This window comes from Streptomyces sp. NBC_01264 (assembly GCF_026340675.1).
Taxonomy (GTDB): domain Bacteria; phylum Actinomycetota; class Actinomycetes; order Streptomycetales; family Streptomycetaceae; genus Streptomyces.
This window is the reverse complement of sequence record NZ_JAPEOX010000001.1, coordinates 3,639,120-3,665,824: the sequence shown is the minus strand read 5'-3', so window position 1 is coordinate 3,665,824 and position 26,705 is coordinate 3,639,120. Positions and strand designations below refer to the sequence as shown.

At 73.7% G+C, this 26,705-nt stretch carries 23 protein-coding genes; 9 read left to right on the top strand and 14 right to left on the bottom strand.

The features are described 5' to 3' along the window. The first annotated feature begins 9 nt into the window (after nt 1-9). A complete protein-coding gene (locus tag OG435_RS16930; RefSeq protein ID WP_323187837.1) occupies nt 10-1,338 on the top strand; it encodes a thioester domain-containing protein in 1,329 nt (442 codons plus the stop codon). A 45-nt stretch (nt 1,339-1,383) separates the two neighbouring features. Continuing rightward, on the top strand, nt 1,384-2,877 hold the full coding sequence (locus tag OG435_RS16925; protein WP_266877675.1) for a bifunctional phosphatase PAP2/diacylglycerol kinase family protein: 1,494 nt from the start codon (nt 1,384-1,386) through the stop codon (nt 2,875-2,877). 38 nt (nt 2,878-2,915) lie between these two features. On the opposite strand, the gene OG435_RS16920 is transcribed toward OG435_RS16925, so the two are convergent. Next, nucleotides 2,916-3,473: a hypothetical protein gene (locus OG435_RS16920; RefSeq protein ID WP_266877674.1), complete on the bottom strand. Its 558-nt coding sequence runs from the start codon at nt 3,471-3,473 to the stop codon at nt 2,916-2,918. Nucleotides 3,474-3,765: 292 nt separating this feature from the next. On the opposite strand from OG435_RS16920, the gene ettA reads away from it, so the two are divergent. Genes ettA through OG435_RS16905 form a run of 3 tightly spaced genes read left to right on the top strand, consistent with a single transcriptional unit; the run spans nt 3,766 to nt 6,632 of the window. Continuing rightward, nucleotides 3,766-5,430, top strand: coding sequence for an energy-dependent translational throttle protein EttA (ettA, locus tag OG435_RS16915; RefSeq protein WP_266877673.1), 1,665 nt, complete (start codon nt 3,766-3,768; stop codon nt 5,428-5,430). 18 nt (nt 5,431-5,448) lie between these two features. Beyond that, nucleotides 5,449-5,922: an acyl-CoA thioesterase gene (locus OG435_RS16910; protein ID WP_266877672.1), complete on the top strand. Its 474-nt coding sequence runs from the start codon at nt 5,449-5,451 to the stop codon at nt 5,920-5,922. Beyond that, nucleotides 5,919-6,632, top strand: a complete 714-nt coding sequence (locus OG435_RS16905; protein WP_266877671.1) for a hypothetical protein — start codon at nt 5,919-5,921, stop codon at nt 6,630-6,632. Before OG435_RS16910 ends, OG435_RS16905 begins: the two co-directional genes overlap by 4 nt. A gap of 54 nt (nt 6,633-6,686) precedes the next feature. Here the strand turns inward: OG435_RS16905 and OG435_RS16900 are convergent, their stop codons facing one another. Further along, on the bottom strand, nt 6,687-7,091 hold the full coding sequence (locus tag OG435_RS16900) for a globin (protein ID WP_243334938.1): 405 nt from the start codon (nt 7,089-7,091) through the stop codon (nt 6,687-6,689). 126 nt (nt 7,092-7,217) lie between these two features. Between OG435_RS16900 and OG435_RS16895 the strand changes: the two genes are divergently transcribed. From OG435_RS16895 to OG435_RS16885, 3 genes are read left to right on the top strand one after another with little or no spacing between them, the layout of a single operon-like run. Continuing rightward, nucleotides 7,218-8,231: a methyltransferase domain-containing protein gene (locus tag OG435_RS16895; RefSeq protein ID WP_266877670.1), complete on the top strand. Its 1,014-nt coding sequence runs from the start codon at nt 7,218-7,220 to the stop codon at nt 8,229-8,231. 43 nt (nt 8,232-8,274) lie between these two features. Continuing rightward, nucleotides 8,275-8,652 (top strand): PadR family transcriptional regulator, encoded by a 378-nt coding sequence (locus OG435_RS16890; RefSeq protein ID WP_266877669.1) that lies wholly within the window; start codon nt 8,275-8,277, stop codon nt 8,650-8,652. Further along, nucleotides 8,649-9,524, top strand: a complete 876-nt coding sequence (locus OG435_RS16885) for a hypothetical protein (RefSeq protein WP_266877668.1) — start codon at nt 8,649-8,651, stop codon at nt 9,522-9,524. Before OG435_RS16890 ends, OG435_RS16885 begins: the two co-directional genes overlap by 4 nt. 75 nt (nt 9,525-9,599) lie before the next feature. On the opposite strand, the gene OG435_RS16880 is transcribed toward OG435_RS16885, so the two are convergent. From OG435_RS16880 to OG435_RS16865, 4 genes are read right to left on the bottom strand one after another with little or no spacing between them, the layout of a single operon-like run. Beyond that, nucleotides 9,600-10,685, bottom strand: a complete 1,086-nt coding sequence (locus tag OG435_RS16880; RefSeq protein WP_430625640.1) for an FHA domain-containing protein — start codon at nt 10,683-10,685, stop codon at nt 9,600-9,602. 60 nt (nt 10,686-10,745) lie between these two features. Continuing rightward, complete coding sequence (locus tag OG435_RS16875; RefSeq protein ID WP_266877667.1) at nt 10,746-12,071, bottom strand: vWA domain-containing protein; 1,326 nt, start codon at nt 12,069-12,071, stop codon at nt 10,746-10,748. Between the two features lie 26 nt (nt 12,072-12,097). After that, a complete protein-coding gene (locus tag OG435_RS16870; RefSeq protein ID WP_266877665.1) occupies nt 12,098-14,053 on the bottom strand; it encodes a protein phosphatase 2C domain-containing protein in 1,956 nt (651 codons plus the stop codon). A gap of 3 nt (nt 14,054-14,056) precedes the next feature. Further along, nucleotides 14,057-16,375, bottom strand: a complete 2,319-nt coding sequence (locus OG435_RS16865; RefSeq protein ID WP_430625639.1) for a tetratricopeptide repeat protein — start codon at nt 16,373-16,375, stop codon at nt 14,057-14,059. A gap of 10 nt (nt 16,376-16,385) precedes the next feature. Between OG435_RS16865 and OG435_RS50695 the strand changes: the two genes are divergently transcribed. Beyond that, entirely contained in the window at nt 16,386-16,739 is a 354-nt protein-coding gene (locus OG435_RS50695; protein WP_430625638.1) for a hypothetical protein, read from the top strand. A gap of 70 nt (nt 16,740-16,809) precedes the next feature. Here the strand turns inward: OG435_RS50695 and OG435_RS16860 are convergent, their stop codons facing one another. From OG435_RS16860 to OG435_RS16825, 8 genes are all read right to left on the bottom strand, one after another. Then, nucleotides 16,810-18,126 carry a hypothetical protein gene (locus OG435_RS16860; protein ID WP_266881801.1) on the bottom strand — a complete coding sequence of 439 codons (1,317 nt, stop codon included), beginning with the start codon at nt 18,124-18,126 and terminating at the stop codon, nt 16,810-16,812. Nucleotides 18,127-18,242: 116 nt separating this feature from the next. Then, nucleotides 18,243-19,178: a glutamate ABC transporter substrate-binding protein gene (locus OG435_RS16855; RefSeq protein WP_266881799.1), complete on the bottom strand. Its 936-nt coding sequence runs from the start codon at nt 19,176-19,178 to the stop codon at nt 18,243-18,245. Between the two features lie 152 nt (nt 19,179-19,330). Further along, nucleotides 19,331-20,656 carry a hypothetical protein gene (locus OG435_RS16850; protein WP_266881797.1) on the bottom strand — a complete coding sequence of 442 codons (1,326 nt, stop codon included), beginning with the start codon at nt 20,654-20,656 and terminating at the stop codon, nt 19,331-19,333. A gap of 280 nt (nt 20,657-20,936) precedes the next feature. Then, entirely contained in the window at nt 20,937-21,950 is a 1,014-nt protein-coding gene (locus OG435_RS16845; RefSeq protein ID WP_266877663.1) for an N-acetylglucosamine kinase, read from the bottom strand. Then, entirely contained in the window at nt 21,941-23,206 is a 1,266-nt protein-coding gene (locus tag OG435_RS16840; protein WP_266877661.1) for a 6-phospho-beta-glucosidase, read from the bottom strand. The genes OG435_RS16845 and OG435_RS16840 overlap by 10 nt, the downstream gene beginning before the upstream one ends. Nucleotides 23,207-23,211: 5 nt before the next feature. Beyond that, complete coding sequence (locus OG435_RS16835; protein WP_430625761.1) at nt 23,212-24,141, bottom strand: carbohydrate ABC transporter permease; 930 nt, start codon at nt 24,139-24,141, stop codon at nt 23,212-23,214. Then, entirely contained in the window at nt 24,138-25,088 is a 951-nt protein-coding gene (locus tag OG435_RS16830) for a carbohydrate ABC transporter permease (protein ID WP_266877658.1), read from the bottom strand. Before OG435_RS16830 ends, OG435_RS16835 begins: the two co-directional genes overlap by 4 nt. A gap of 4 nt (nt 25,089-25,092) precedes the next feature. Next, a complete protein-coding gene (locus OG435_RS16825) occupies nt 25,093-26,427 on the bottom strand; it encodes an ABC transporter substrate-binding protein (protein ID WP_266877657.1) in 1,335 nt (444 codons plus the stop codon). Nucleotides 26,428-26,705: the final 278 nt, after the last annotated feature.

Genomic DNA, 26,705 nt, shown 5'->3' with positions numbered 1-26,705 from the left:
GGGAAGACTGTGTCGATTGCCGTTCCCGCTCCCTCCACTCCTGCCGCCGCCGGCGTCGCTCCTGTCCGCCCTCCGGGCGGTGTTCCGGTTCCCGCTGCCGGGCGGGCCGGCGCCGCACCGGCTCCGCGCACCACGGTCGCCGCGGCCATACGGGGCGCCGTGCGGCGGCCCGTCGCGATGGCCCTGCTCGCCGCCGCGCTGGCCGGGGCACCGGGTGCGGTGGCGGCCGCTGACACCGGTCCGGCCGCACCCAGGACGCCGGAGGGAGCGAGCGCCGTCCTGGACGGGCTGAAGACCTACGGACAGGCCGTCCTGCGCGGCCCGGACGGAACCGTGCGCCGGATCCCGGCCGGGCTGTACGAGATGCGGGTCGACGGCGGCGGCATGCTCCAGACCTACGGGGTCGGCGTCGCGGGCGACGCGCAGCCCCAGGCGCGGTTCACGGAGATCGGATGGAACGGCACGCCGCTCGCCGGGAACGGCGAGGCGGGCCGGATCCGCTGGGTGCTGGAGCACTCCTACCCCCAGCTGAACGATCTCGCGGGCCTCGCCAAGGCGGCCGGAACGACGGTGCTCACCGCGGAGAGCGCGGCGGCCGGGACCCAGGTGGCGATCTGGCGGCTGGCCGAGGGCGTATCGGTGGAGGCCGTCGACCCGCAGGCGGAGAAGCTGGCCGACTACCTCCAGCGGGCGGCGCGCAGGCTGCCCGAACCGCCGGCGTCGCTCGCGGTGGATCCCGGCGAGGTGTCGGGGCCCCTGGGCACCCGGATCGGACCGGTCACCGTGCGTACGGGTGCGCAGAGCGTGAGCGTGACCCCGGACCCGGCGGCCGTGGCCATGGGGGTGCGCGTGGTGGACGCCCAAGGGCTGCCGGTCACCTCCGCGGTCAACGGGGGGAAGCTGTACTTCGAGGTGCCGGAGGGGACGCCCGACGGCAGCGCCGAGGTCACCCTGCGCGGGTCCACGCGCGTGCCGGTCGGCAGGGTCTTCACCAGCGGGGTCCCGGCGCAGGTCCAGATCGTGGCCGGCTCCAGCCAGTCCGCCACCGTGGCCACGGTGGCGGCCACGTGGGCACAGCTCCCCGCCCCGCAGTCGGCGGACGACGCGGCCTCGGGCGGGGCGATGACGGCGCTGGGCGCGCTGTCGGCCTCCGCCCCGGCGCCGGAGCCGGACACCTCCGGGGTGCGACTGGCCGCCAGCGGCAGTTCGGCGGCCACCCCGGTGATCGCCTCCCTGGCCGTCGGCCTGGTCGTCCTGGGCGGCGTGGTCGTCCTCCTGCTGCGCAAGCGGCCCCTGGAGGACGGCCCCGGCCCGGAGCGGGCGACGGACCCGGAGTAGCACCGGGGGCTGGTTCGGATCCGGTGGTTCGGGTAGAGGCAGGAAATGGCTGATCAAGAACTGACGTGGCGGGGCGCGGTCGCACGAGGGGACCGGTGGCTCTTCGACGTCGTGGCCCGGCGGCACTGGCCCGGGGCCGACCGGGTGCTGCCGCGGCTCGGCCGGGCCGCGAACCACGGCCTGCTGTGGGGCGGGGCCGCCGCCGGGATCGCCGTCCTGGGCTCGACCGGGGCCCGCAAGGCGGCCGTGCGCGGGGTCGCCTCGCTGGCGCTGGCCTCCGCGACCATCAACACCGTCGGCAAATGGTCCGTACGCCGGCCGCGCCCGGTGCTGGACGGGGTACCCGCCGCGCGGCAGCTCACCACGCAGCCGCGGACCACCTCCTTCCCCTCGGGGCACGCCGCGTCCGCGTTCGCCTTCACCGCCGGCGTGGCGCTGGAGTCCCCGCTCTGGGGCGCCGCGCTGGTCCCGGTCGCCGCCTCCGTCGCCTTCTCCCGCGTGTACACCGGCGTCCACTACCCCTCGGACGTGCTGGCGGGCGCCGCGCTCGGAGTGGCGGCCGGACTCGTCGTGCGCCGCCTCACGCAGGACGCCGTGGAGGCCCGGATCACGCCGGGCGACGAGCGGGCTGCCGCGGGAGCACCCGCGCTGCCCGACGGGGCCGGGCTCACCGTGGTGGTCAACGCCGGGTCGGGCACCGCCGCCACGACGGGACTCGACGTACTGCTGCGCGAGCGGCTGCCGAAGGCCGAGCTCGTCGAGTGCGAGGGGCCGGAACTCGCCGCGGAACTGGCCTCGGCCGCCGAGCGGGCCACCGTCCTCGGCGTGTGCGGCGGCGACGGCACCATAAACGCCGCCGCCACCGCCGCGCTGCGCGCCGGGGTTCCCCTGGCGGTGTTCCCCGGCGGCACGCTCAACCACTTCGCGCTCGACCTCGGCCTCGCGGGGGTCGAGGACACCTGCCGCGCCGTGGCGGCCGGGCACGCCGTCCTCATCGGCGTCGGCCGCTTCACCCCGGGCCCCGGCCCGGACCCCGAGGACACCAGGGCCGGGTACTTCCTCAACAACTTCAGCATCGGGGCCTACCCGGAGCTGCTCGGCCACCGGCTCCGCTGGGCCCCCCGGATCGGCGGCGGCCCCGCCGCACTCCTGGCGGCGTACCGGGTGCTGCGCGCGGAGCGCCCCGTACGGCTCAAGCTCGCCGGGAAGCCGCGCAGCGTCTGGCTGCTCTTCGCGGGCAACGGCACCTACCAGGGCACGGGCCCGGCGCCCCGCACCCGCAAGAGCCTCGGCGAGGGCCTGCTCGACGTACGCCTGGTCCACGGCGGCGGCCGCCCCGGCCCCCGGCTGCTCGCCGCCGCCTTCGCGGGCCCGCTGACCCGCTCCCCGGTCCACGTCGCCACCCGCCTGCGCAGCCTGCGCCTCAGCGACATCCCCGAGGGCACCCCGCTCGCCTACGACGGCGAGTACGCCCAAGCCCCCAAGGCCCTGGTCCTGGACGACCTCCCGGACGCCCTCACGGTCTACCGCCCCCGCTGACCCGTCCCTCCCAGGGGCCCGCCCGGCCCAGCCCGCGCTCAGGCCATGCCGAGGTCCGCCCGCATGGTGCCGCGCATGACGTCCGAGCGCTCCGTGAGGCTGAGCAGCTCGGCATGGATCTCCTCGAAGGAGCAGTTCGGCCCGGGAGCGCCCTCGGCCAGCCGCATGGTGCGGGCGTAGGCCCCCGCCATGCCCCGGGTCATCGAGTCCAGCTCCGCGAGGACGGCGGCGGAGGCGATCATCTGCGCCTCCGCGAAGGCGGCGTGATGGCCGCCCCGTGCCTCCTCCAGCGCCGCCCGCGCGGGCGTCGGCCGCTCCGCCGGATCGGCCGGCGCGTTGTGGACGACCCAGAGGAAGGACATGAGCGCGATCCGGTACCGCCGGTACGCGGCGTTCGTCGCCGCATAGCACTCCCGCCTGCGGTCGAGCTCCGCCAGCTGCTGTTCCCGAGCCCACCCGAGCTGCGCCACCCGCTGCTCCCGCTCGAACTGCGCCGCCTGCACCCGCGCCACCATCCGCTGCGAAAGCACCGTCGCCAGCAAGGTCCCGGCCACGCCGACCACCGCGGCCCCGAGCGCGATCAGCCCGCTGTCCATATGTCCCCCCACCTCGGACGCAGCCCCCCGGCCACCCCCTCGTCGGCGTCATCCTGCCGTGCGACACAAGGCCGGGCGACCCTTTCGGCCATCCCGGTCGGGCCGCTGCCCGGTCCACGAGCGGGGAATGTCGAACCACCGGCCCGACGGAACGGCGGCCTCCTACACATGGGCACAGCACGCGGGCGGGCCCAGGTCAGGGCCCCGGGTCCATACGGGTTTCCCCCCGGGGGTGGACCTCAGGCAAGATGGGGTGTATCTGCCCACCCATCGATCTGCCGGACGGTTTCTCTTGGCTGAGTTCATCTACACCATGCGCAAGACGCGCAAGGCGCACGGCGACAAGGTGATTCTTGATGACGTCACCCTGAATTTCCTGCCCGGCGCGAAGATCGGTGTGGTCGGCCCCAACGGCGCCGGTAAGTCCACCGTCCTCAAGATCATGGCGGGGCTGGAGCAGCCGTCCAACGGCGAGGCCTACCTCTCGCCCGGCTTCACCGTCGGCATCCTCATGCAGGAGCCCAAGCTCGACGAGTCCAAGACGGTCCTGGAGAACGTCCAGGACGGCGCGGCCGACGTCATGGCCAAGCTGAAGCGCTTCAACGAGGTCGCCGAGGAAATGGCGACCGACTACACCGACGCGCTGCTGGACGAGATGGGCAAGCTCCAGGAAGTCCTGGACCACGCCAACGCCTGGGACCTCGACGCCCAACTGGAGCAGGCCATGGACGCCCTGGGCTGCCCGCCCGGCGACTGGCCCGTCACCAACCTCTCCGGTGGCGAGAAGCGCCGCGTCGCGCTCTGCAAGCTGCTGATCGAGGCCCCGGACCTGCTCCTCCTCGACGAGCCCACCAACCACCTCGACGCCGAGTCGGTGAACTGGCTGGAGCAGCACCTTTCGCAGTACAAGGGTGCCGTCGTGGCCGTCACCCACGACCGTTACTTCCTGAACAACGTCGCCGAGTGGATCCTCGAGCTCGACCGCGGCCGCGCCCACCCGTACGAGGGCAACTACTCCACCTACCTGGAGAAGAAGGCCACCCGTCTCAAGGTCGAGGGCCGCAAGGACGAGAAGCGCCAGAAGCGCCTCAAGGAAGAGCTCGAGTGGGTGCGGTCGAACGCCAAGGGGCGTCAGACCAAGTCCAAGGCCCGCCTCGCCCGCTACGAGGAGATGGCCGCCGAGGCGGACAAGATGCGGAAGCTGGACTTCGAGGAGATCCAGATCCCGCCGGGCCCGCGTCTGGGCTCGATCGTGGTCGAGGTCAACAACCTCAACAAGGCGTTCGGCGACAAGGTCCTGGTCGACGACCTGTCCTTCACGCTGCCGCGCAACGGCATCGTCGGCATCATCGGCCCGAACGGCGCCGGCAAGACCACGCTCTTCAAGATGCTCCTGGGTCTGGAGGCGCCGGACTCCGGTTCCGTCAAGATCGGCGAGACCGTCAAGATCTCGTACGTCGACCAGAGCCGCGCCAACATCGACCCCAAGAAGTCCCTGTGGGCCGTCGTGTCGGACGAGCTGGACTACATCAACGTCGGCCAGGTCGAGATGCCGTCGCGCGCGTACGTCAGCGCCTTCGGCTTCAAGGGTCCGGACCAGCAGAAGGCCGCCGGCATCCTCTCCGGTGGTGAGCGCAACCGCCTGAACCTGGCGCTGACGCTCAAGGAGGGCGGCAACCTGCTGCTCCTCGACGAGCCCACCAACGACCTCGACGTCGAGACCCTGTCCTCGCTCGAGAACGCGCTCCTGGAGTTCCCGGGTGCGGCCGTGGTCATCTCCCACGACCGCTGGTTCCTGGACCGAGTGGCCACGCACATCCTGGCCTACGAGGGCGACTCCAAGTGGTACTGGTTCGAGGGCAACTTCGAGTCGTACGAGAAGAACAAGATCGAGCGGCTCGGCGCGGACGCGACCCGTCCGCACCGTGCCACCTACAAGAAGCTCACCCGAGGCTGAGGGCCGAGGAAACGGGCCATGGCCAGACACCGCTACCGATGCCCCCTCCGCTGGGCGGACATGGATGCCTTCGGGCACGTCAACAACGTCGTCTTCCTCCGCTATCTGGAGGAGGCGCGGATCGACTTCATGTTCCGCCTCGCGCCGGGGGAGGGCAGTGAGTCCTTCACGGGCGGTTCCGTCGTGGCCCGGCACGAGATCGACTACAAGCTGCCCCTCGTGCACCGCCACGAGCCGGTCCTCATCGAGTCCTGGGTGACCCGGATAGGCGCCGCGTCCCTGACCATCCGCTACGAGGTCAAGGACGAGGCGACCGCGGACGCGCCCGAGACGGTGTACGTGCGCGCCGAGACCGTGGTCGTGCCCTACAACCTCGCCGAGGGGCGGCCCCGCCGCATCACGGCCGAGGAGAAGCTCTTCCTCCAGGAGTACCTGGACGAGCCGAAGGCACAGCCGAAGACCGGCGCCCCTGCCGGGGGCATCGCGGCATGAACGAGCAGCTGCACTTCGCCGACTCCGGGGAGGCGGCGGACCTCGCCGCCTTCCTGGGCCGGCTGGTGCACTACGACCGCGCCGCCGCCGTCCGCCTGCAGGCGCAGGCCGGCGGTGGCGCGCTCGCCGTTTTCGGGCGGCCGCCGTCCTTCGACGTGCTGGCCGTCCGCACGGTGCGGCTCGCCGCTCCGCTGTCCGCTCCGCTCGACCTGACCGTCTCGGCCGGGGAGCTGCTGGAGTCGGTCGACGAGGGCGAGCGGGCCGGAGCCGCCGTCCCCGCGGCCGTCACCGGACCGCCCTGGGCGGGCGTGCTGCCGCCCCGCGGCGGCTGGACCCCGGTGGCCGGTCTGCCCGGCCCCGAGGCGATGGCCCGGGCCCTTGCGGTCGCCGTCGCCGAGTTCCGGGCCCGCGACGAGGCCCTGCCCCCGCAGCACCGGACCCGCTCCGAGCGCGACCGCATCGGCCGCGAGATCTGGTCCCGCACGCTGGGGGACACCGAACTTCCGCTGCGCGCCGTGCACGCCGCGCAGTCCCTGGGCTTCCTGCGGCCGGTACGGTCGACCGTGCCCGCCGCCCCCACCGCGGCCGGAGCCACCGAACCGGTGGCGCTGTTCGCCTCCGGCGGCTGGCTGCGACTGCGCACCCCGTACGGGTCCGTGGCCACGCGCCGCCCCGGCGGCCTGGGCACCCTGCTCGTCCGGCCGGTCTAGCCGGCCGCCCCGTACGGGGACCCGTACGGGAACAGGTACGGGATCCCGGACGCCCTAGCCCGCGGTGTTGATCATCGACGCGGCGGCGTACGTCAGGTACCGCCACAGCTGCGCCTCGTGCTCCGGCGCGAGGGCGAGCTCGTCCACCGCCACCCGCATGTGGGCCAGCCACGCGTCGTGCGCGGCGGCGTCCACCTGGAACGGCGCGTGCCGCATGCGCAGGCGCGGGTGGCCGCGGTTCTCGCTGTAGGTGTTCGGGCCCCCCCAGTACTGCATCAGGAACAGCGCGAACCGCTCCTCGGCCGGACCGAGGTCCCCCTCCGGGTACATCGGGCGCAGCAGCGGGTCCTCGGCGACCCCCTGGTAGAAGCGGTGGACCAGACGGCGGAAGGTGTCCTCGCCGCCCACCAGTTCGTAGAAGGTCTGCTCCTGGACCGTGCCCCGCGGAATCTCATTCACCCGACCATCGTCTCAGACGCCCGGACGGAGGACCCCGGTCCTAGGACCTCCCCGTGGAGGAGGACCCGTGCTCCGCACGGCCGCGGCGCGGTCGCACCCGGGCGGTGTCCGCAGGACAGTGGAGACATGGGCGCACACGCCGAGGTACGCGACGTCCGGGAGACCGCGCACGCCGCCCAGGTACGGGAGCTGACCGCCGCCGGGGCGCTGGAGGATCCGCGCTGGCGGGCGGCCTTCACCGCCGTGCCCCGGCACGTGTTCGTCCCGTACTTCTACACCGGCCGCGGCGCCGGCCACGAGCGGCTCTGGGCCGAGGACCCCGACCCCGAACAGCGGGCCCGCTGGCTGCGCGGGGTCTACACCGACGCCCCGCTCGCCACCCGGCTGCGCGACGGCGAACTGGTCTCCTCCAGCAGCCAGCCCTCGCTGATGGCGAAGATGCTGGAGGCCCTGGAGGTGCGCGACGGGGACAGCGTGCTGGAGATCGGCGCGGGCACCGGCTACAACGCGGCCCTGCTGTGCCACCGGCTCGGCGACGAGCTGGTCACCACCGTCGACCTGGACGAGGAGATCACCGAGTCGGCGCGCGGGCACCTGGACCGGCTCGGCTACCACCCGGCCGTCGTCACGGGCGACGGGGCGCGCGGCTGCCCCGCCCGCGCTCCCTTCGACCGGATCCTGGTGACCTGCACGATCCCGCTGATCCCGCCCGCCTGGCTGGGGCAGTGCCGGCCCGGGGCGCGGATCCTGGCCCCGCTGTCGACCGGGCTGATCGCGCTCACGGTGCGGGACGCCGCGTTCGCCGAGGGCCGCTTCCTGCACACCTCGGCCTACTTCGTGCCCCTGCGCGGGTCCACGGCCGCGCCGCCGGGCACGTACGGGATGCCGCAGGGGCTCCCGTACGAGCTGGTGGAGAACGAGCGCGTCCAGTTCATGCTCGTGCTCACCTCGGGCGCCCTGCACCCGAGGGAGGCGCTGGACCTGTGGCGGCGCGAGGACCGGCCGGCGCGCGAGCGCTTCGGGGTGACGGTGGGCGCCGCGGGGCAGTGGTGCTGGCTCGACGATCCGCAGGGACCCTACGTGTGGCCCCTGGGGGAGGCGGTGGGGCAGGTGGCGGGGGAGACGGCGGGGGACCCATAGGTCGGTCATCGACATATGTCGGCCACCGAGCTATGGTCGGGGTGTGACTGATCAAGCTCTCCGTGAGCCGACCCTGCTGATCCTCACGGCGATCGCCGATGCCCCGCGGCACGGATACGCGATCGCCCAGGAGGTCGAGAAGATTTCGGAAGGCCGCACCAAGATGCGCACCGGAACGCTCTACGGGGCCCTGGAGCGGCTCCTCGAACAAGAACTGATCGCCGTCCACGAGGAAGAGGTGGTCGACGGCCGCAGACGGCGCAGCTACACGCTCGCCCCGCGCGGCCGGGAGACCCTGGCCGCCGAGGCGGCCCGGCTCGCACGCACCGCGCAGGAGGCCACCCGGCGGCTGGGGCTCGGCGGGTCCGCGGCCTCCCTCGGCACGGCCCTGCGCCTCGGACGCACGGCGGTGGGCACGTGAGCGCGCTGCTGAGGCTGTATCCCGCCGCCTACCGGCGGGAGTTCGGCGACGAGATCGCCGACGCGTACCACGAGGCGACGCGCGGAGCGGCGGTCCCCGCCCGGGTGCGGGAGGGCGCGGATGTGGCCGGACACGCCCTGCGCATGCGGCTGGGCCTGGGCTCCGCGGGACGCCCCGGCCGGCTCCTGGCGGCGCTGGCACCGTTCGCCCTGGTCGCCGTCGGGGCCGCCGCGTCGAGCTGGGCCGGAGTGATGCGCAACGTCTTCTTCATCGCGGACTTGGACGAGATCGGTCCGGGCTTCGCGGGGATGGTCGCGGCCTACCTCGTCATGGTGTTCGGAGTGTTCCTCGCGCTGGCCGGACGCTGGGCGGCGGGCAGCTGGACCGTGCTGGCGGGAACCGTCGTGGTGTTCGCGCTCGGCGCGGTCCGGATGGGCATCGGCTCCATCGGGTTCTCGGCGCTCACCGACGGGCCCATGCTCGTCCTGGCCCTGGTGGCCGTGGCGTGCCCGCCGGACCTGAGGCCCGCTCCCCGTGTCCGCACCCGGGCCGGCGTGCTCGCGGTGATGGCGTGGACGCTGGTGCTGACGAGTGCGGTGGTGCTGGTCCCGCTGGTGTACCCCTTCACCCAGCTGCGCTTCGCCGTCACGCTGGCCGCCGGCCTGCTGCTGGCCGGACGCCGGGCGTTCGCCGGGCTGCGCACCGCGCCCGCTGTGCTGCTCGCGGGCCTGCCGGTCCTGTTCCTCGCCCTCCACCCCGGGACGCTGCTCCCGCTCGCCCTGGCCGGTCTGTTCGTCCTGCTGCTGGCCGCCGCCGCGGTGGTGAGCGTGCGGCGCCGGCGCGGGGCCGGGGACCCGCTGGTCGGCGGTTGAGGATCCGTCAAACGGCGAAGCCCTCCGGTGATACCGGAGGGCTTCGCCGCGTTCGGGACCGGTGGCCGCGCGGGCTCAGCCGCGCCGGACGGTGATCGTGGTCCAGGCACCGACGTGGACGCGGTCCCCGTCGGCGAGCGGAACCGGCACGTACGGCTGGATCGACTCCTCGCCGCCGTTGATCGTGGTGCCGTTGGTGGAGTTCTGGTCCACCACGGCCCAGCTGCCGTCGGGCTGCTGGACGAGCACCGCGTGCTGGTGCGAGACGCCCGGGTCCTCCGGGGGCACCGACAGGTCGATGTCGGGGGACTCGCCCGTCGAGGCGCGGCGCCGGCCGATGGTGATCTGGCCACCGGAGAGCGGGAGGTGCTGCTCGGGGGAGTACGCGGGCAGGTCCAGCCCGGCCGCCTCGGGGCCGCTGCGGTGCATCATCGCCATGAAGTACGAGCGGTCCGGGCCGATGGTCGCGCTCCAGGACCTGCCCGGCTGCTGGTAGGGCTGCTGCTGGTAGGGCGGGTGCGCCTGCGGCGCCTGCTGCTGGTGGTGCTGCTGGTGCTGCGGCGGCTGCGGCGGCTGGTACTGCCCGGTCCGGGACGGCTGCTGCTGGTACGGCGGCGGAGGCTGGTGCCCCTGCTGCTGGCCCTGGCCCGGCTGCTGGTGCTGCTGCGGGGGCGGCGGCTGCTGCTGGTACGGGGGCTGCTGGAAGTCCTGGCGCGCCGGGGGCGGCAGCATCCAGTCGTCCTCGCGCTGCAGCGGCTCGGCCGGGCGGTTGACCCGGGAGGGCCGCGAGCCCTGGTAGTCGAAGTGGTCCTGCGAGTACGCCGGCGGTGCCGCGGGCGGGCCCGGGGACGGCGGCGGCGGCGGGGGCAGGTCCGGGGAGACCGGGGTGTACGAGGTCGCCGTACGGGTCAGGAAGTTGTACCGGCACTCCTCGCAGAACGGGGCCATGGCCTCGCGCGGGGTCCGGCACTGCGGGCAGAGCTCGGCCTGGGCGGTCGGCTCGCCGGTGGGAGGGAAGCCGTAGCCGTAGGAGGGCGCCGCGGGGGTGCCCGTAGGGGCAGCCATGCGGTGGCCGCAGACCTCGCACCAGTCGTCGGAGGCGGACTGGTGCCCGTTCGGGCAGGTCGGCATCGCGGCGCTTCCTCCTTCTTCCTGCGTCATAGAGGCAGGTTCTTCTTCTTCGCGTCTGATCAGGTCACGATCAGAGCGTCACGCTTCACGTCAAGATTTTCGCACTCGAACGGTTTGAGTGGAACGCGTTTCTAGTGTCATCTCGTCCGCGTCGGCGACCTTTGCCTTCAGTCGCACAGTACCCGCCGCCGCATCGACGACATCCACCACCTTGGCCAGCAGCTTGGCGGTGTCGGCGTTGCCCGAGGAACTCGCCAGCTGCACGGCCCGGCCGAGCTTGGCCGTGGCACCACCGACGTCCCCCAGTTTGCGGGCCTCCAGGCCCTGCTGGATGGCCTGTGCGAGCTCGGCCTGGCCGGTGTAGTGGGCCACCTGGGGGTTGATGGCGGTGGACGCGGCGAGATCGTCCGTCCAGACGGCCCTGACCAGGCCCTGGGCGAGCACGGCCGGGTCCTCGCCGGGGGCTCCCGGCATGACGAGGGCGGCGCGGGCGGCCAGCATCTCCTGGCCGACGGCCGCGCCCGGGACCCGTACGCACACGTGGTACTCGCGGGACTCGTCGCCCCAGGAACCCGTCGGGTAGTCCCCGGCGCGCGGGGACGCCTCCGTACGGCGGCCGGTCAGGTCCTGCACGGCGGGGGCGACCTGCTTGACGTACATGACCTCCGTGCCGACCGGGGTCCACAGGCGCAGCGAGACGTCCGCCACTTCCTTGCCCATGACCTCCTCCATCATGTGCGTGAAGTCGGCGCTCAGCCGGGCCGGGTCGGCCACGATGTCGGCCGTGCCGAGCAGCGCGTTCGCGATGCCGGTGACCTCCTTGACCTCCCAGTCGGTCCCCACGCCGCGGGCGTCACAGGTGAAACGGCCCGCGCAGGCGTCGAGCGTGGCGCGCAGCACGGCCGGGTCCTCGTGCTCGTTGCGGCCGTCGGTGAGCAGGATCCCGTGGCGGATCGCCGCGGTGGATCCGCGCAGCAGTCCGTCGGCCAGCCGCAGCCAGGTGCCGATGGCGGTGCCGCCGCCGGAGGAGAGGCCGCGCAGGGCCTCCTTGGCCTGGGCGCGGGTGGTCGCGTCCGCGACGGCGAGGAGGCCCCGGCGGGGGAAGACCTCCTTGGCCACGTGGGTGCCGGCGATCACGGCGAAGGCGGTGCCGTCGCGGAGGGTGTCGACGGCGGCGGCCGTCGCTTCGCGGGCCCCGCGCATCTTGTCGGGCGGGTACTCCATGGAACCGGAGCAGTCCACCATGATCACCACGGCGGCGCCGCCCGGGGCGACGGACGTCCGGGTGGCCGTGGCTCCGCCGGTGGAGGTGACCGTGACGATGGCGTGGACGTCGCGGGCGCCCTCGGCGAGGAACTCGTTCTGGTACACCTCCACGCTGAAGCGCGGGGCGCTCGGCTTGGCGAAGTTCGCCATCGGTCGCTCCTCCTGGGGGACGGGGATCAGGCCTGGGCCTGCGGGCCGGCGGGGCCCGCGGGGCTCGTGGGCGGGGTCGGCGGCATCGGCGGGGCCTGCGGCGCCGACGGGTGCTGCGCCACCGGCGGGGTCGCCGCGAAGGGGACGATGGCCACGGTCACGTTGTCGTGCCCGCCACCGTCGAGGGCGTGGCCCACCAGGACCTGCGCGCTGTGCAGGGGCCGGACGGCGGCGTCCTGCGGCAGGACCCGGGCCATGTCGCCCGCGGACTCGGCGTAGTTCCACAGCCCGTCGGTGCAGACCACGACCACGCCGTCGTGGTCGGGCTTGAAGGTGGCGGTGTGCGGCTCCAGGTCGTACGCGTCGGCCCCGAGCCAGCCGGTGATGGCGTGTGCGCGGACGTCGGCGTAGGCCTCGGCCTCGCCCATCAGGCCCGCCGCGACCATCTGGGCGGCCCAGGAATCGTCCTCGGTCAGGCGACGGGGCAGGGCGGCGCGGTCGTCGGGGACCCAGTACGCGCGGCTGTCGCCGACCCAGCCGATGGTCAGCAGGCCACCGCTGACCACGGCGCCGACCAGGGTGCAGGCGGGGGCGTTCTGGGCGCTCGGCACCTCGGGTGCGAGGGCGTTCACCGCGGCGGCGGCGGCCAGGATCGCCTCGTGCATGGCCTCCTGGGGGTGGGCGCCGCGGGGGAGGGCGTCGAGCAGCGCCTCGTTGGCGGCTCCGGCGGCGGCCGCGGAGGCCTCGTCGGGGCGGCTGGCGGAGGAGACGCCGTCGCAGACGATGGCCACGGTGGCGGCGGAGCCGTCCGGCAGCGCGGTGGCCGCGACGGCGAAGGAGTCCTCGTTGCGGTGGTGGCGCAGCCCGCGGTCGCTGACGGCGGCGACGCTCCCGAGCTCCTCCTCGAGGTGGTCCCGCTCCCGGGGCTGCGCGTGCCCGCAGTGTTCGCAGTACCCGTCGGTGTCCACCCGCCCGGCGCGGCAGGCCACACAGGTCTTCCCCCCGGGGTCCCCCTGCGGGGCGGGGCCCTGACCTGAGGGATCACTGACGTACGGGACCTCGCCGCCGGGGGCGTGGCCCTGCTCGGCGGGACCGCCGTACGGGGCTTCGTGCCCCGGGCCCGGCTCCTGGGGGCCGTGGCCGGCGCCGTGCCCGCCGGTCGGGCCGCCGTACGGGGTCTCGCCGCCGTGCTGCCCCTGCGGAGCGGGGCCGCCGTACGGGGCTTCGCCGCCGGGGGCGTACTCCGGCGACGGGGGGCCGCCGTACGGGGCCGGGCCGCCGGGGTGCTGTCCCTGCGGGGCGGGGTCGTAGGGGGTGGCTTCGTAGGGGAGGGCGTGCTCTCCGGGGCCCGGGGTGCCGTACGCGTCGGAACCGTCGGCCCTGCCGTAAGAGGCCGCGCCCGTGGGACCCGCGCCCTGCGCGCCCGCGCCGTAGGAGGTGGCTTCCGCGGGGTGCGGGCCCTGAGGGGGCGTGGCGTACGGGCTCTCGGAGGTCCGGGGCGTGCCGTGCCCGGCGTCGGACCAGCCGGTGGGGCCCGACACCAGGGTGGGGGCGGCGGTGGAGACGCTGCCCCAGCCGGGCGCGGCCTCGCCGGCGTACCCGGGGGCCGCCGGTTCGGGGTGGCCGCCGGAGTGCCGGGGCGCGAAGTCCTCGCCGGACGACGGGAGCCCGCGCGTGGCCGGGATCCCGGCCGGCGGGGTGGCCTGACCGGTGGCGCCCGCGTGAGCGGAGCCGGCCGGCTCCGGGGCGGGCGGCGCGGGCGGGGCTGGCGCCGCCGGGACCGGGGGCGCCGGTGCCGCCGGAGCCGCCCCGGCCGGGGCGACCGGGGCCGCGTACGCCGCGCTCGTGGGAGCGGCCGGCGGTGTGTGCGCCGCCGTCCGGTCCGGGGTCGTGAGGGCGTAGCCGCAGAGCCCGCAGAAACGGTCACCCTCCTCCAGCGGTTCCGCGCAGCTGGGGCAGCCCGACAGCCGATGCATCGACATCAATCACACCCACGTCCGGGGACGGAAACGGTTTGCCCGCTCCACCAGTTCGATCCTCTCCTCGCCCCGCTGCGCCAGCCGTGCCAGCACGCGGAACGAGCGCTCCAGGCCGAAGCGCAGTCCCCGCTCGTCCAGTTGGCAGCCGAGCAGCGAGGTACGGCCGGGGTCGGAACCCCGGCTGCCCGACAGTACCCAGTCCAGCGCCGAGCCCAGAACTTCCGCCCTGAGCCGCTCGTGGCGCACCGAGTCCAGGCCGAACCGTCCCAGGGCCTCCACCTGCGCCGCGGCCGCCGTCAGATCGGGCAGCAGGGCTTCCTGGGGCGACCGGTCGCGCAGGCGTGCCCGTACGGCGGCCACCCGCGCGGCGGTGTGGTGGATCGACACCTCCGGTACGGACTCCAGCGTGCGCACGGCTCCGTCCCGGTCCCCGGTGGCCAGCTGCACCCGGGCCAGCCCGAACGCCGCGCCGACGAAGCCGGGGTCCGTGGCCCACACCAGGCGGTAGTACTCGGCGGCGTTGTCCAACTGCCCCAGCACCTCCGCGCACAGCCCCAGCGCCAGCTTCGGCGCCGGCTCGCCCGGGAAGGCGTCGTAGACGGCGTCGAAGGACAGCGCCGCCGTCTCGTCCTCCCCGACGGCCAGCGAGGAGATGCCCCGGGCCCACACCACGCGCCAGTCGTCGGGGTGCCGTGCCTCCAGCCGGGTCAGCGCGTCGGCGACGAGCGGCGCGTCGGCGCCGCCCAGTTCGAGCCGGGCCCGCAGCTCCCGCAGCCGCAGCTCCGCGGATTCGGCCGGCGCCGAACCCAGCGCGGCCAGCAGGTCGGCCGGCGCGGAGGCCAGCAGACCCGCCAGGAAGCCTGCGTTGGGGTCCCCGGCGTCGACCAGCGGCACGGGCAGCGCCAGCGCGGCCTCGCGGGTGTCCAGCGTGGACAGCTCCGGCCGCCGCGAGGCGGTGATCCCGACGGGCGGCGGCGGCGCGGCCGCCGGTGCCCGGCGCGGGGCCGGCACGCCGGGGCCGGCGGCCCGGTGGGTCGCCGTGGTGACCAGCCCGGTGGTGCCGTACCCCGTGATCGGCGCGGCCGACGGAGCGGCGGGAGCCCCCGCGGACGCGGCGGCGGTGAGCGCCGGAACCGGATCCGGCGCCGGTCCGGGGACTTCGGCCGGAGCCCGGCCCCGGCCCGCCCGCCACCGCTTCGCGGGCCGCTCGCCCAGCCGGGACACGTGCCCGCCCGACCGGTCGTCGGTGAACAGCCGGTCGTCCGGAACCCGCAGCTCCGGCCCGAAGAGCGTGGAGACCTGCGGCCTCGGGCGGCCCGTCTGGAGCGCGACGACCTCGCGCAGCACTCCCGTCAGCTGGTCCGCCATCTCCTGCGCGGACGCGAACCGCCGTCCCGGATCCGGGTCGGTGGCCCGTACCAGCAGCCGGTAGAAGGACTCGTACCGCCCGAACACCTCGATGTGCTGAGGGTCCGGCAGGGAGTCCACGAACACGTTCGTGTAGCCCTGGAAGTCGAAGGTCAGCACGGCCAGCGTGCGCGCCACCGTGTACAGGTCGGAGGCGACCGACGGGCCGAGCTCCGCCACTTCCGGCGCCTGGTAGCCCACGGTGCCGTAGATGGCCGACTCCTCGTCGTCCATCCGCCGGACCGCGCCCATGTCGATCAGCTTCAGCTGGTCGGCCTGCTGGATGGCGTTGTCCACCTTGAAGTCGCAGTACAGGAGGTTCCTGGAGTGCAGGTGGCCGAGCGCCTCCAGCGCCTCGATGCCGTAGGCGCACGCCTGTTCCACCGGCAGCGGATCGCGGCGGCCGTCGGGCCTGCGCCGCTCGTTGGCGATCTCCTTGAGCGATTTGCCGCCCACGTACTCCATGACGATGTACCCGTCCAGCGAACCGGTCCGCTGGTCCAGGTGCTCCACGAAGTTGTAGATCCGCACGATGTTGGAGTGCTCGATCTCCGCGAGGAAGCGCCGCTCCGAGATCGCGGCCGCCATCGCGTCCTGGTCCCCGGTGTCCAGCAGGCCCTTGAGCACCACCCACCGGTCCGACACGGCCCGGTCCACCGCGAGGTAGACCCAGCCCAGCCCGCCGTGCGCGAGGCAGCCCGCGACCTCGTACTGGCCGTGGACGAGGTCGCCCCCGCGCAGCTTGGGCACGAAGGAGTACGGGTGGCCGCACTTGGTACAGAAACCTTCCGTCCGCCCCGGCCGCTCGCCGCGGGCGCGCCCCACGGGCGCTCCGCAGTCGGAGCGCGAGCAGAACCGCTTGCGCTCCGGGACCTCCGGGTTCTCCAGCACCGCCGCCGAAGGATCCGGACGGGGCACCTCCGGTACGTTGACCAGCCCGGCGCCCAGTCGGCTGCGGCCCGACGCCGAGGCGGCCGAACCCGAACTGCGCACCGACACCGACCGGGTGGACGCGGCTCCCGAGAGCGCGCGCGAGAGCCGGCCCGACACGGAGCGGCGGGACGACGAAGAACGCGAGGACCGCGAAGACCGGGAGGCCCGCGAGGAGGAGGACGAGGAGGACCGCCCGGACCCGTGCGAGCCCTGGGACCCCTGTGACCCGTGCGAGCCCTGCGAGTCCCCGTGGCGGGCCGCGCTCGTCATCGCCGTCGGTACCGACACCAGCTCCTCGGCGCCCGCCGCGACGGCGCCTGCCGGCGCCAGCCCGCAGGTGTCGCAGTAGACCTCGCCGCCGCCCATGTCCTCGTACGTCCCCGGGCAGCCGGGGCGCATGCACGCCGTTCCGATCAGACTCACGCGTCCCCCTCCCTCGGCCCGTCGGGCCACTCGTGCACCGGTCGGTGCCCCTGCCGGTCCTGCTGGTCCTGCGGGCTCTGCCGGTCCTGCTGAGGCGCCGGCAGCGCCTCGGCCGTCGCCCACTGGTAGCGGAGCACCGCCTGCTCGGCGGCCCGCAGATCGCAGGGCGCGCTCCACAGCATCCGCCGGGCGGTGTCGTACCGCTCCATCAGCAGCGGATCCTCCGCCATGCCGAGCCGCGCCACCTTCGCCTTGTAGGCGTCGAGCCGGCCGCGCAGTTCCGCCCGCACGGCCAGCGGAGCCGTCACCGCGGTCAACGATTCGCGGGCCCTCAGCAGTTCCTCCTCGGCCCGTTCCTCCAACGACTCCAGCAGCGGCGACAGCCGGTGCCACTGGGCCCGGCGCCGGTACTCGGCCGCCGCCGAGAGCTGCTCCTGCAGCGCCGTCGGCGGGCCGCTCACCGCGGGCACCTCGGACGCCGCGATCTTCGCTAGCACCTCGCCGCGGGCCACCCGGGCCTCCGCCAGGGTCCGGTCGGCCCGCGAGAGCAGGTCCCGCAGCCCGATCAGCCGCTGCTCGGCGTCCTGCCGGACGGCCAGTACCGCCTCGACCTCCCGGCGTACGTCCTCCAGCGCGAGCGCGGCCCGGTCGTAGCGCCCGGTGTCCGGACGGCCGCCGCCCGGGGCGGAGCTCCCGGCCACGGAGAACCAGAACGCCAGCGGGTCCTCGATCACCCGGGCCCGCAGGTCCGCCAGCTCGGCCGTGATGGCCTCCAGGTCGTCCCCCGAGGGGTGTTCCCCCGGCCGGACCCCCACCGAGTGGGCGAGGGTACGGGTGCGGTGCAGTTCGGCGGAGAGCAGGTCGATCCGGGCGGGCAGCGCCGACCAGACCGAGTCCGCGGCGACCACCACGTCCAGGGAGCTCGCGTACAGCTCGTTCATGCGCGACACCAGCTCGGCGAGGGAGAACCGCTCCGCGAGCGGGGCCCCCTCCACCGCGGCCCCGGAGATCAGCACCCCGGGCCCGCGCAGCCGGTCCGTCAGCTCGACCAGGTCCTCGCGGCTCGGCCAGCGGCGCCGCTCGCGGATCTCCCGGGCGGCGCCCAGCGCCCCGCTGTAGGCGTCGAAGTACCGCCACAGCCGGGTGATGGCCGCGTCGGCCCCGGCCCACCGCTCCTTGGTGACCCCGGTCAGCCCGGCGCCCTCCAGGAGCCGCCGGCCGGAGTGGTCCTGGAGCGCGAGCAGCGAGGTCTCGACGGCCTCGTGCTCCGCGCCCAGCCGGGCCAGCGCACGGTCCACGCCGTCCCGGTCCATCACCGCCGGCTGCGCTCCCGGGGGCTGTGCGCCCCGAGGCTGCGATCCCCAAGGATGGGACTCCACCGATTCCGCCTCCGGTCTCGTGACATCGGGCTCAGAATCCGCCACCGGCCTCAGTCCCGGTACTTGGGAACGGGCGGGCCGGCCACACCGGGCAGCACGGGTTCCAGGTGGTGCTTGTAGGCCGCCATCCAGGGGCTGGCGTCGCCGCCCGCGCGGTAGTCCTCCAGCACCTTGTTGACCCGGCGCACCAGGTCACCGGCGTCCTTGTTCATGGCCACCCCGTAGAACTCCTTGGTGAACGGGGAGCCGACCAGCCGGATCGACGGGTCCTGCGCGGCCTGGCCCGCGGCGAGGGCGTTGTCGGTGATGATGCCGTCCACCTCGCCCAACTGCAGCCGGACCAGGCAGTCCAGCTGGTTGGGCACGCTGACCGGGACGGCGCCGTAGGACTGGGTGGCCAGGGCCGCCTCCGCCGTCGAGCCGGCCGCCGTGCAGATGCGGCGGCCCTTCAGCGAGGCGTCGTAGCCGGTGATCTTCGAGTCCTTGGGGGCCAGCACCTGCTGCCCGGCCTCGAAGTACGCCGTCGAGAAGGCGACCTCCTCCAGCCGCTTGCAGTTGACGGTCATCGTGCGCACGACGATGTCGACGGTGCCGTCCTTGAGCGCGGGGATGCGCTGACTGGTGGGGATGGCCCGGTAGATGACCTTGCCGTCGGTGCCGAATATGTCCTTCGCTATGGCCTGGACCAGGGCGATGTCGAAACCGTCGAGCTCCCCGGCCGGGTTGCGGTAGCCCCATTTGAAGCTGTTCTGGTCCACGCCCGCGACGAGGTGGCCCGCGGCGCGGATCCGCTCGATGGACGAGCCGTCCAGGCCGTTGGGGCGCAGGCTCGCCTCGGGGTTCTCGCAGGTGTCCGCGGGTGCCTGCGGAGCGACGGCCGTCCTGGCCGGCCCGCGCACCGGTGCGGAGATACCCGGGCCGCCCGGGGCCGCCTGGGCCAGCGGCAGCAGCACGGCGGCGGCCGTCAGCGCACAGGCCGCGGCCATCGCACCGACCCCGCCCCAGCCGCGCAGCCGGCCGGTGAGGCGTCGCAGGCCGCGTACCTCCCGTACCTCCTCGGAGGCCACCGTGGGGGACGCGGTGCCCCCCGAGCCCTCGGAGCCCATGACCGCGTGCTTCACCCGTCCCGGCATCGCTCTCACCTGTACTCCGAAAGCCTGCGCCCGATGCCGAGCAGGGCGGCCACCGCGCCGACGACCGCCAGGGCCGCCGTACCCGTCACCAAACCGTCGAGCGCCCCGAGCCCGTCCCGCGCCGCGCCGGTGAACTCACGCTGCTCGTGGGCCACGGCCTCCTCCAGCGAGGCGTCCACCGTGTCGAAGGCGCTCCCCGTGGGCTTCGGATGGTCCTTGTCGCCGATGACCTGCCCGACGGCGCCCTGGTAATCGCCCGTCAGGTCGGTCTGCCGGGCCGCCGCGTGCAGCCCCTTCCACTGCCGCACGCCCTCCGCGGCGCGGGCCACGGGATCCCGGCCGGCCTTGTCGTCGGCCAGCTTCGCCGCCGTCGCCAGGCCCGCGTCGAGGTCCTTCATGTTGTTCGAGTAGTCCACGTCGTACTTGTCGGACTTCTTGTCCTCGGCCAGTACGGCGCCGCGCGAGACCAGCGTCAGGTTCTCGTTGGCCCGCGCCTGGAGCGAGGCGATCCGCGCGTCGTTGAGCACCTTGAGCGACTCCTGACCGTCCGTGCGGGCCTCGCTCAGCCCCGACCGGGCGACCGTGTGCCCCGCGGCCAGCCACAGCAGCAGCACCAGCGAGGCGGTGGTCGCGGCGACGAGCCCGTGATTGAGGACGCGGTTCGTCCGGCGGTAGTTGCGCCGCTGGGCCCAGACCAGGGCGACGAGGGCGAGCAGACCGGCCCCCAACGAGGCCAGGGGCAGCGCGCGGGCCTCGTCGTAGTCCGTGTAGAGCCGGCCGGTCTCCGCCTCGTAGAGCCGCTGCGCCGCGGGCAGCAGCTGGGTGCTCATCTGCTCGTTCGCGTACCGGAGGTAGGCGCCGCCGAGCGGCAGGCCCTGCTTGTTGGTGGCCCGGGCCTGCTCGATCAGTCCGGCGTAGCGGGGGAGCTGCTCGCTCAGCAGGGTGATCTGCTTGCGGGAGTCCTCGCCGGCCGTGGTGCTGGCGGCCGCGTTCACCAGCAGCCGGGACGCGTTGGCTATGTCCTTCTCGTACCGGCTGCGGACCTCGCGGGGCTCCTGGCCGCCCGCGAGGAAACCGCTGGAGGAGGCGGTGTCGGCGTCCGCGAGGGAGCGGTAGATGCTCGCCGCGTCGGCGCTCAGGGGCTGGCTGCGGCCCACGACGTCGTCGGCGGCGGCGACCCGGCCGGAGATCTCCCAGACGGCCACCGCGCCGAACAGCAGGACCAGTGCGGCCAGCGCCGCCCCGATGATCCGCAGCCGGCCGGGCTCGGTGGTGGCGGCCGCGCGCAGCCGCTCCACGCCCTCGGCCCAGGCGGTGCCGCGCCGGGGCAGCCCGTCGGGCGGCGGCGCGGGCGTCCCGGAGGACGCCGCGACGACGCCGCCGGGCGCGGGCGCGCGTGATGTGATGGCCACCCCTGACCTCCCCCTCGGTCCTTCGTGCTTCGCAGCAGTATGGCCTTAGTGGCGGTCCTCCACAGCACGCGGTCCGAGATCGGGCACGATCCGCCCCGATCCGTCCCCGGTCCTGCCCCGGCCGGTATCCCCCCGTCCGCTCCACCCCTTCACCGTCAGTACGCCCTGCGGGCCGCGATGGTTCCGCATCGGGCGCGGTTCAACCGAAGTGGGCACGCAGCTTCCCGTAGGCCTCGGGGCCGGCGCCCAGGGCGTCCAGGCCCAGCAGGCCGGCGCCCAGCACCGGCGGGGCCGTCACCACCGACACCCGGGCGTGCGGCGCCCGTTCGGCGAGCAGGGCCTCCACCCGGCCGTTCAGCTGCGGGTGCCGGGCGGCCAGTACGCTGCCGCCCAGCAGGACGGGCGCCTCCTCGGCCAGCAGCCCGAGCCGCTCCAGCGCCACCGAGGCCAGCGCCACGACCTCCTCGGCCTGCCGCTCGACGAGGGCCGCGGCGACCGCATCACCGGCCGCGGCCACCGCGAACAGCACCGGCACCAACTCGTGCATCCGTACGGGCTCGACGATGCCCAGGTGCAGCGCCTCGATCAGCGCGTACACGGACTCCCGTGCGAAGTGCCCCGGCAGGGCCGCCGCGAGCTCGGTGGGACCGCCGCGCCCGTCCTCGGCGCGCGCCGCCCACCACATGGCCTCGGCGGCCAGCCCGCCGCCGCCGCCCCAGTCGCCGGAGATCTGCCCCAGCGCCGGGAACCGGGCGGTGCGCCCGTCGGGCAGCATGCCCACGCAGTTGATGCCCGCCCCGCAGACCACCGCGACCCCGCGCGGCCCCCCGGCGTCCTCGCCGAGGCCCGCCCGCAGGATCGCGAAGGTGTCGTTGCGGACCTCGGTGTCCGCGCCCCAGCCCCGCGCGCCGATGGCCTGCGCGAGCAGGGCCTCCTCCACCGGGAGGTCCGCGTTGGCCAGACAGGCCGAGACCCGGTCGGCGTACGGGGCCCCGGCCGCGGGCTCCGGCAGCCCGGCGGCCGCGGCCGCCTCGGCGACGGCCTGCGCGAGGACGTCCACCGCCGCCTCGACCCCGACGCGCGGGGGCTGGAAGCCGCCCGCGCGTCCGGTGCCGAGGACGCGGCCGTCCGCGGCGATCAACGCCACGTCCGTCTTGCTGTTGCCCGCGTCGACGGCGAGGACGGCTGCCTTCAGGGGCCGGCTCACGCCCATGCCAGGTGCTCCTTGTTGTGCGCGAGGAGCCGGTCGGTCAGCCCCTCGGCGAGGTCGAACTGGCCCACCAGCGGGTGTGCCAGCAGCGCCTTGAACACCCGCTCGCGGCCGCCGCGCAGCGCCGCGTCCAGCGCGAGGTCCTCGTAGGCCGTGACGTGGGAGATGAGCCCCGCGTACAGCGGGTCCAGCCGCGGTACGGCCAGCGGCGAGGGTCCGGAGCGGTCCACGCGCGCCTGGACCTCGATCACCGCGTCGTCCGGGAGGAACGGCAGGGTGCCGTTGTTCAGCGTGTTGACCACCTGTACGGCGCTCCCGCCGTCGCCCAGCAGGGCCGCGGCCAGGTCCACCGCCGCCTCCGAGTAGAAGGCGCCGCCCCGCTTGGAGAGCAGTTCCGGCTTCTCGTCCAGCGCGGGATCCCCGTACAGGCCGAGCAGTTCCTTCTCCATCGCGGCGACCTCGGCGGCCCGCGAGGGCTTGGTCCCGAGCTCCCGGACCACCTCGTCGTGCGCGTAGAAGTAGCGCAGGTAGTACGAGGGGACCGCCCCGAGCCGGTCCAGGACCGCGCGCGGCAGCCGCAGGTCCGCGGCGATGGCCTCGCCGTGCCGGGCGATGAGCTGCGGCAGCAGGTTCTCGCCCTCCGGGCCGCCCTTGCGCACCCCCAGCTCCCAGGTGAGGTGGTTGAGGCCCACGTGGTCGAGGTGGATGTCGGCCGGGGTCAGGTCCAGCATCGCGGCGAACCTGCGCTGGAAGCCGATGGCCACGTTGCACAGCCCGACGGCCTTGTGCCCGGCCTGGAGCAGAGCCCGGGTGACGATCCCGACCGGGTTGGTGAAGTCGATGATCCAGGCGTCCGGGTTGGAGCGCCGGACCCGCTCGGCGATGTCGAGGACCACCGGGACCGTGCGCAGCGCCTTGGCGAGACCGCCGGCCCCGGTGGTCTCCTGGCCCACGCAGCCGCACTCCAGCGGCCAGGTCTCGTCCTGGAGCCGGGCCGCCTGCCCGCCGATGCGCAGCTGCAGCAGGACCGCGTCGGCGTCCGCGACGCCCGCGTCGAGGTCGGAGGTGGTGGTGATGAGGCCCGGGTGCCCCTGCTTGGCGAAGATCCGCCGGGCCAGGCCGCCGATGAGCTCCAGCCGCTCGGCGGCCGGGTCGATCAGCACCAACTCGCTGATCGGCAGGGTGTCGCGCAGTCGGGCGAACCCGTCGATCAGCTCGGGGGTATAGGTGGAACCGCCGCCCACCACTGCGAGTTTCATCGTGACTAGCCTTTCACTCCGGTCAGGGTGACGCCTTCGACGAACGCCTTCTGGGCGAAGAAGAAGAGGACGATCACCGGGGCCATGACCAGCACGGTCGCCGCCATGGTCAGGTTCCAGTTGGTGTGGTGTGCGCCCTTGAAGGACTCCAGCCCGTAACTGAGGGTCCAGGCGGCCGGGTTGTCCGAGGCGTAGATCTGTGGGCCGAAGTAGTCGTTCCAGGCGGCGAAGAACTGGAACAGTGCGACCGCCGCGATCCCGGGCTTCGCCATCGGCAGGACCACCCGCAGCAGGGTGCGCAGCTCGCCGCAGCCGTCGACCTTCGCCGCGTCGAGGTACTCGTCGGGGATGGTCAGCAGGAACTGGCGCAGCAGGAAGATGGAGAAGGCGTCGCCGAAGGCCATCGGGATGATCAGCGGCCACAGGGTGCCGGAGAGGTCCAGTTGCTTGGCCCAGAAGAGGTACATCGGGATGACGACCACCTGGGGCGGCAGCATCATCATGGCGATCACGAGCAGCAGCGACAGCCGCCGGCCGCGGAAGCGGAACTTGGCGAGCGCGTAGGCGACGGGCACCGAGGAGACCACGGTCAGCACGGTGCCGAGGCCCGCGTACAGCAGGGTGTTGCGCCACCAGGTCAGGAAGCCGGGGGTGTCCCACACCTTCGCGTAGTTGCCCCACTCCCAGGTGTGCGGCCACAGGTCGCGGGTCAGCGCCTGCTGGTCGCTCATCACCGAGGTCAGGAAGAGGAACACGAACGGGAGGACGAAGAAGAGCGCCGCGGCGACGCCGAGGGAGTGCACGGCCACCCAGTGCAGGGCGGCCCGGCGGCGCGCGGTGCGCACGGGCCGCGCGGAGTCCGTCGTACCGGATGATCCGGTGGGACGGGGAGTGCGCCGCGCTTCGCGGGTGATGGTCTGGCTCATGATCCTCAGTCACCTGCCTCGATCAGCCCGCCGCGCCGCCGCATGAGCAGCGCGGTGAAGGCCATGGAGAGGGCGAACAGCACCAGGGCGACCACGCAGGCGGTGCCGTAGTCGAAGCGCTGGAAGCCCGCGTTGTAGATGACCTGGGGCAGGGTCAGCGTGGACTTGTCGGGGTACCCGGGCTCGAACTGCTGGCCCGAGCCGGCGATCACGCCGGCCGCCACCTTCCCCGCGACCAGGGGCTGCGTGTAGTACTGCATGGCCTGGATGACCCCGGTGACCACCGCGAACAGGATGATCGGCGAGATGTTCGGCAGGGTGATGTGGCGGAACCGCGCCAGCGGCCCGGCTCCATCCAGCTCGGCGGCCTCGTACTGCTCGCGCGGTACGTCGAGCAGCGCGGCCATGAAGATGACCATCAGGTCGCCGACCCCCCACACCGCGAGCGCGGTCAGCGCCGGCTTGGACCAGTCGGCGTCCGTGAACCAGCCGGGCGTGGGCAGTCCGACCGCGTCCAGCAGGGTGTTCACCGGGCCGGTGCCCGGGTTGAGCAGGAAGACGAAGGCGAGGGTCGCCGCCACCGGAGGGGCCAGGTAGGGCAGGTAGAACAGGGTGCGGAAGACGCCCGTGCCCAGCTTGATCTTGGTGATGAGCAGGCCGATGCCCAGGCCGAAGGCGACCCGGCAGGCCACCATGACCAGGACCAGCCACAGGGTGTTGCGCATGGCCGGCCAGAACATCGGGAGGTCGTTGAAGACGTAGTCCCAGTTGTCCAGCCCGTTGAAGACGGGTGGGCGGAAGCCGTCGTACTTGGTGAAGGAGAAGTAGACGGTGGAGAGGAGCGGGTAGGCGAAGAAGACGCTGAACCCGATCAGCCAGGGCGACATGAAGGCCGCCGTGCGCAGGGAGGACCTGCGGCGCCTGGTGCGCAGCTCGGGGGAGAGGGTGCCGGCCATGGTGCTACTTCGCCTTCGCGATGTCCGTGTCGATCTGCTGGTCGGTCTTGGCGAGCCCGGCGTGGATGTCCGCGACGTCGCCCTTCTCGACCGCGTACGCGAAGTCCGTGAAGGTCAGCTGGTAGGTGCCGCCGTCCACCTGCGCCGGGGTGGTGGTCGACTTCGGGTGCTTGGCGATGTCGATGAAGGTCTTGAACTCCGGGGTCACCTGGAGCTTGGGGGAGTCCAGGGCGGCCAGGGTGGAGGGCACGTTGTGGATGGCGTTGGCGAACTCCACGACCGCGTCGGTGTCGGTGGTCATGTACTTCGCCAGCTCCCAGGCGGCGTTCTGCTTCTTGCTGCCCGAGGCGATGCCCATGATCGTGCCGGAGAGGTAGCCCTTGCCATAGTCGGCGGCCTGGTCGTCCGGGACGGGCATCGGGGCGGTGCCGATCTCGAACTTCACCCCGGCCTCCTTCGCCATGTTCGCCCGCCACTCGCCGTCGATCTGCATGGCGACCAGGCCCAGGTGGAAGGGGTGCTCCGCGCCCCACTCGTCACCGAAGGTGGTGCGGAACTTCTCCAGCTTCTCGTACCCGCCGAGCTTGCCGACCAGGTCCTTCTGCGCCGTCAGCATCTTGGCGAAGCCGGGGTCCTTGGCCAGGTTCGACTTGCCGTCGGCGTCGAAGTACGACGGGCTCCACATGGCGGCCAGGCGCTGGGGGGCGGTCTCGTAGCCGTGGTAGGTGGGCATGATGCCGAGCTGCTGGTACGAGTCGCCCTTGGCGATCGTCAGCTTCTGGGCGGCGGCCTCGAACTGGCTCCACGTCTTGGGCGGTTCGGTGATCCCGGCGGCGGCGAAGGCGGTCTTGTTGTAGACGAGGCCGTACGCGTCGTTCAGCAGCGGCAGCGTGCACTGGTTGCCGTTGAACTGGGTGTACTGGAGAAGGGTCTTGGGGAAGACCTTCTCCTTGTCGATCCCGGACTTCTTCAGGAAGGGGTTCAGGTCCGTGAAGGCGCCGCTGTTGCAGAACTTGCCGACGCTGTCGGTGGTGAAGGAGGCCACCACGTCGGGGGCCTTGTCGCCGCCGGCGCGCAGCGCCTGGTTGATCTTGTCGTCCGTCATGTTGCCCGTGACGTTGACCTTGATGTTCGGGTGCGCCTTCTGGAACCGGGCGATGTTGTCCTCGATGGCCTTGGCCTCGCTGGGGGCGGACCAGCCGTGCCAGAAGTTGAGGGTGACGTCCTTCTTGGGGTCGTCGGCGGCCGTGTCGGAGGTGGAGCCCGCACACGCGGTGGCGAGTACGGATATCGCGGCGACGGCGGTGGCGGCGGAGGTCAGGCGGCTGATTCTGGGCATGGCGGAGTCGCTCTCTGCGCGGGGGGACTTCCTGGAGGGGTGGGGAGGAACCGTGGTGCGGGGAGACGTGCGATGCGGGCTCACGCGGGGGAGGTGCGGGGCAGGTGGTGGGGGAGCGCTGTACGGGGCTGCGTGTGCCGGGGGCTTGATCGGGCGGGATGCGGTGCGGGTCCGTGCGGGTGATGCGGGTGATGCGGGCGGTGCGGGCCTTGCGGGTCCGTGCGGGTGATGCGGTTGGTGCGGGCCTTGCAGACGGTGCGGTGGTGCGGCAGTGCGGG